This window comes from Thermoproteus sp. CP80 (genome assembly GCF_002077075.2).
GTDB lineage: Archaea > Thermoproteota > Thermoprotei > Thermoproteales > Thermoproteaceae > Thermoproteus.
The window spans coordinates 1-4,656 of sequence record NZ_LCWM02000053.1 but is presented as its reverse complement, the minus strand read 5'-3'; the positions used below and the strand labels follow the sequence as shown (position 1 = coordinate 4,656).

Annotated in this window: 5 protein-coding genes; 2 read left to right on the top strand and 3 right to left on the bottom strand. The window is 58.7% G+C overall.

Annotated elements, in window-relative coordinates:
- Window positions 1–1,060: AMP-binding protein (locus tag B7L68_RS08155; protein ID WP_143615338.1), on the bottom strand; the 1,060-nt coding region annotated here is incomplete at its 3' end.
- 376 nt (window positions 1,061–1,436) lie between these two features.
- Entirely contained in the window at window positions 1,437–2,636 is a 1,200-nt protein-coding gene (fbp, locus tag B7L68_RS08150; RefSeq protein ID WP_081247071.1) for a fructose-1,6-bisphosphate aldolase/phosphatase, read from the bottom strand.
- 396 nt (window positions 2,637–3,032) lie between these two features.
- Between fbp and B7L68_RS08145 the strand changes: the two genes are divergently transcribed.
- Window positions 3,033–3,518 (top strand): GNAT family N-acetyltransferase, encoded by a 486-nt coding sequence (locus B7L68_RS08145; RefSeq protein WP_081247080.1) that lies wholly within the window; start codon window positions 3,033–3,035, stop codon window positions 3,516–3,518.
- On the opposite strand, the gene B7L68_RS08140 is transcribed toward B7L68_RS08145, so the two are convergent.
- Window positions 3,508–4,119, bottom strand: a complete 612-nt coding sequence (locus B7L68_RS08140) for a FumA C-terminus/TtdB family hydratase beta subunit (RefSeq protein WP_081247070.1) — start codon at window positions 4,117–4,119, stop codon at window positions 3,508–3,510. The genes B7L68_RS08145 and B7L68_RS08140 overlap by 11 nt on opposite strands.
- 106 nt (window positions 4,120–4,225) lie before the next feature.
- On the opposite strand from B7L68_RS08140, the gene B7L68_RS08135 reads away from it, so the two are divergent.
- A partial coding sequence (locus tag B7L68_RS08135; protein ID WP_143615321.1) for a fumarate hydratase occupies window positions 4,226–4,656 on the top strand: 431 nt, incomplete at its 3' end.

Below are 4,656 nucleotides of genomic sequence, written 5' to 3'. Positions count from 1 at the left end.
ACCAGCGGTCCGGCTGCGGGAAGTCCGGCGCCCCCTCGTACATCACCTGGGTGAGGCCCATGGCGAACGGGCCGAAGGCCACGTACCAGGCGCCGGTGCCCCAGCCTATGTCGCCAGTACACCAGTAGACCTCGTCGTCCCTCACGGCGAATACCTGCTTCATGTCGGCGTATATGGACACTGCGAAGCCGCCCGTGTCGTGGACTATGCCCTTGGGCTTGCCGGTGGTGCCCGAGGTGTACAGTATATGCGACATATCCTCGCTCCTCACGGGCAGAGGCTCCACGTAGGCGTTCTGCTTCACGCCCCTCAAGGAGTCCTCCCAGAACCAGTCCCTCCCCTCGGTCATCGGCACGTCGTTAAGGCCGAGCCTCCTCACGACGAAGACGGCCTCGGCCCCAGGGGCCTTCTCTAGGGCCTTGTCCACCACCTCCTTGAGTCTGACTACCTTCCCCCTCCTCCAGAAGCCGTCGGCGGTGATGACAGCCCTCGGCTTGAAGTCGGCCAGCCTATCGGCCAGCGCGTCGGCGGAGAAGCCGGAGAATATGGTCGTGTGCACAGCCCCTATGCGCCAGATGGCGAGTATCGCTATCAGCACCTCCGGCACCATGGGCATGTACAGCGTCACGCGGTCGCCCTTCTTTATGCCGAAGTTGCAGTGGAGCATGCACGCCGCTCTGTTCACCTCTCTCCATAGGTCGTAGTAGGTGAGCTTCCTCCGGTCCGTGGGGTATCCGGCCTGGTCCACCGGCTCCCCCTCCCATATCAAGGCCAGCTTGTTCTTGCGCCAGGTCTTGACGTGCCTATCCACGGCGAGGTAGGACAGGTTGAGCTCGCCCCCCACAAACCACTTATAGAACGGCGGATTAGAGGCGTCGAGGACCCTATCCCAAGGCCTAAACCACTCGAGCTCCCTAGCTATAGAGGCCCAGAACTCCTCTAAATTCTCGATAGATCTTTTGTGGTACTCCCAATAGGTCTTAACGTCTATAGTTCGCGAACGCCATTTATCGTTATATACATATTCATCGAACGGCAGATTTTTTTCTTCGAGCGACATGAGAAGGATAGATTGATCCTGCCTTATAAATATTTCTTCAAAAATATGTCAACTTACGTATATTGAAAATTAAGCAATACCTATATTAATTATCAGGATGATCTATATATATTAAAGATTTTTAATGTTTGTAGCTTCCAATTACCTTATAAAAAGTTTATTATAAATATCTAATTATCTATGGTTATTATTTTCGGACAATAAATATTCGGGCATCTATACTTCCGGTTTCGATACGCATCGACGCCGCTCATCGCGTCGATCAGCGCTATAGGCTTCGACCCTAGAGCGTGCATACTCCACCTCCTCGGGCGGAGGGCGGCGGGCTGGAACGCCGGCTCAGGGAAATCGTCCCCCTCCGGCAGGACGGAAGACATCAGTCGTGTTGAGACTCCTCCGCCTTAGCGCCCCCTACGACGGCCTCAACGTATTTCCTCCTCTCCTTTTCGTACTGGTCCGCCGGGAAGGACTTCACCTTCGCCAGGATTTTCGGAAGCGCCGTGTACTCCATCTCCTCGGGCGGAAGGCGGTGGGGCTGGAACGGCCCCATGCGCCGTATATAGTCGGCGATCTGCGCGGCCACCTGCCTCACGTAGTCGAAGGCGGGGTCGTCGAAGAGATCCACGCCGCCTTCCAGATAGCCGTCGTGCAGCTGGAAGCCCAAGGCGCCCACTTTCGGCGGCCCGTCGAACCTAGTCATCTTCGCGCCTATCGCGATCCTCCTCTCCGGATCCACCGAGGTGAACCGCGCGGGCATGAGGGGCCCGGCGTGGCTGCCGCGCATCCATCCGTGCACCAGATGGGGATGGGCGAAGGCCTCCAGTATTTCGCCCACGGCGGGGAGCCCGGACTGGGCTCTGACGAGCATCACAGGGTCGTCCTTTCCGACGTAGCGCCCGGCTATCAGCGAGAGCCTCTCCACGCTGTTTGCGGCGGCCGGAATGCCGTCGGCCTTTCTGAAGACCTTGCGGACTATGTAGCGGCCGGTTGTGCCTATCAAGCCGAGGAGGGAGTAGGCCTCCTCGGGCGTCTTCAGGAGGTAGACCTTGTGCTCCACGACGTCCAGCACCTCGAAGATGAAGCCCTCGTGCATGGAGGGGTCTATCACCAGGCCCGCCGTGGTGAAGGGATCGGCGAACATCTTGTACAGCGGGAGGTTGAAGGCGCCTGGCTCCGTCTTGTCCGCGGCGAAGGCTATCACGGGCTCGCTCGGCCTCTCGTCGAACTCCATCTCGGCCACCTGGGGCCCCAGCCCGCGGATGTTGCCGGAAAAGGCGTCCTTCAGCAGATCCTGCCCGGCGCCGTAGAGCTTCAACTTCTTGGCGACCTGCTCCGTGACCTCGCGGAACAGCTCCCACGCGAGGCCGTGGATGTCCGGGCTGTCTTCTCCCTTCGTGTGGGTCATCAGAAGGGAGATGTCGTCGCCGACGTTGTAGACGAAGTAGTCTATTATGAGTCCCTTTCTCTGGGCCTCTCTAAGCTTGGCGGCGGCGTACTCGAGCATCTTGGGATGGACCTGTGCGTGGCCGGGCCAGCCGCCGACGTCGGCCTTTATGATCGATACGGTTATCCTCATGGCATCCGGCTCTTACCGTTATAAAAATTTTAGTGATATATCGTAGTATACTCACGTTATGGCAAGTTTGAGATGATACGGGTAGGTGTACACCAGCAGACTAAATGCGCTATGCCAACGCCCTAGAGGCGAGGACGCCTAGGCAGGGGGCTGGAGGGGCCGCCATGGGCCACGTGCGGCGAGGTGTGCAACGAGGGGCCCGCCGAGCTCGGCGTAGGCCGGTGGCTGGAGCCGCTACTTACGTCTTTGTTCATAGAACTGATATATATTTTACTTTCCATAAAATATGGCCTAATTATATCGAAATATATATTGCTTAAATACCAGGATCCATTTACATATATCAATATATATTTAGGTGGAATAAAGTTTTTAAAGAAAAACGTAAAGATATCCGTGGAGCTGGACTACTACGAGATCACCGGCAGATATGACGACGTCGTCAGGTTCTACTCGGCGGTAAGCGAGGAGAGCAGATATCTCCGTTTCCTGGCGGCCGTGAGGGATCCGGCAGTCATATATAGCCACATGTGGTCCTGCGGAGGGAGGACCTTCCTGGTCTTGGAGGGCCGGAGGCCGCTGGCGCTAGTCGACGTGGTTCCCTGCTATGGGGAGGCAGAGGCCGGCATCGTGGTCGTCGACAGCCTACAGGGGAAGGGATACGGGACGAGGATCGCCGAGATATTCGCCGAGGTTCTGCCCCGGCTGGGCTTCACCTCCGTCAAGGCCGAGATCTATAGGGAGAACCTAAGGGCCTTGTCCATAGCGAGGAGGCTGGGCGCCTCGGTGGACTGCAGAGGCGTTATATGCACTGTGAGGCTCGACTTGAGGCAGAGGGCCCTCAGGGGCCTCGCGGCCCTGCGGATCGCCGCTACGCCTTGAAGACGTCGCCAAGCTCCTTCACCAGCTCGGGCACCTTCGCCCTCATCTTCTCCCTAGCCTCGTCGTAGAAGTTACGGCCTGTGGAGTCTATCATGACCGTCAACGGCCCGAAGTCCTCGACCTCAAGCACCCACATGGCCTCAGCCATCCCGAGGTCGAGCCAATGGACGTCGAGGACCTTCCTTATGGCGCGTGCGGCCAGGACTCCGGCGCCGCCGGTAAATATGGCGTAGGCCGCCTTATGCCTCCTCATGGCCTCGGCCGTCCTCCTCCCCATCCCGCCCTTCCCTATTATCAGCTTGACGCCCAGCTTCTCGATCACGTCGGCCTCGAACGCCTCCATCCTGGCGGAGGTCGTCGGACCCATGGCGATTATCCTCCAGCCGTCCCCCTCCCTCTTCGCCACAGGACCTGCGTGGTAGATCACGCCGCCCCTCAGATCGACGGGCAACGGCCTCCCCTCCCTCAAGAGCTCAAGCATTCTTGCATGCGCCGCGTCGCGGGCGCTCACCAAGACGCCGGAGACGTACAGCGTATCGCCGACCCTCAGCCCCTCCACGTCCTCGTCCCTCAACGGGGTGCTCAGCCTATACGTCGCCATATATCTACAGTCGAGGGAGAATTTACGTTTTTCTGTCGCGTCCAGCCTAAAAAAGCCTAGACCGGCCGTTTCAGCAATCTTTTTCTACTCCAACACCGTAGAGGTCATGAGTCTTGAAGAGGTCGTGTTGAAGGCGGCTAAGGAGGCCATCATTAAGGCCAGCATATCCCCGGCCCTCGACGTCGTGGGCTCGCTCAGGAGGGCTCAAGGCTCAGAGTCCTCCGAGGCGGCGAAGATCCAGCTGGAGGCCATCCTGAAGAACATAGAGCTAGCGACGGCGACCACCTCCGCGGTGTGTCAAGACACAGGCGTCCCCACCTTCTTCGTGAAGCTGGGCGACGGGTTCCCCATAAGGAGCAAGGCCCTGTCCATACTCACAGAGGCGGTGAGGCAGGTCACCAAGGAGCTGCCGCTGAGGCCCAACACCGCCGATCCGTTCACCGAGAGGAACCCAGGCGACAACACGGGGCTCGGCGTCCCGGTGTTCGACGTAGAGCTCTTCGACGGCGACTACCTCCAGTTCACGTACGTGCCTAA

What these genes read in the sequence shown, in the direction of transcription:
- fbp (WP_081247071.1), bottom strand. Translation starts at nt 2,636, where the DNA reads ATGAGGATAACCGTATCGATCATAAAGGCCGACGTCGGCGGCTGGCCC.
- B7L68_RS08140 (WP_081247070.1), bottom strand. Translation starts at nt 4,119, where the DNA reads ATGGCGACGTATAGGCTGAGCACCCCGTTGAGGGACGAGGACGTGGAG.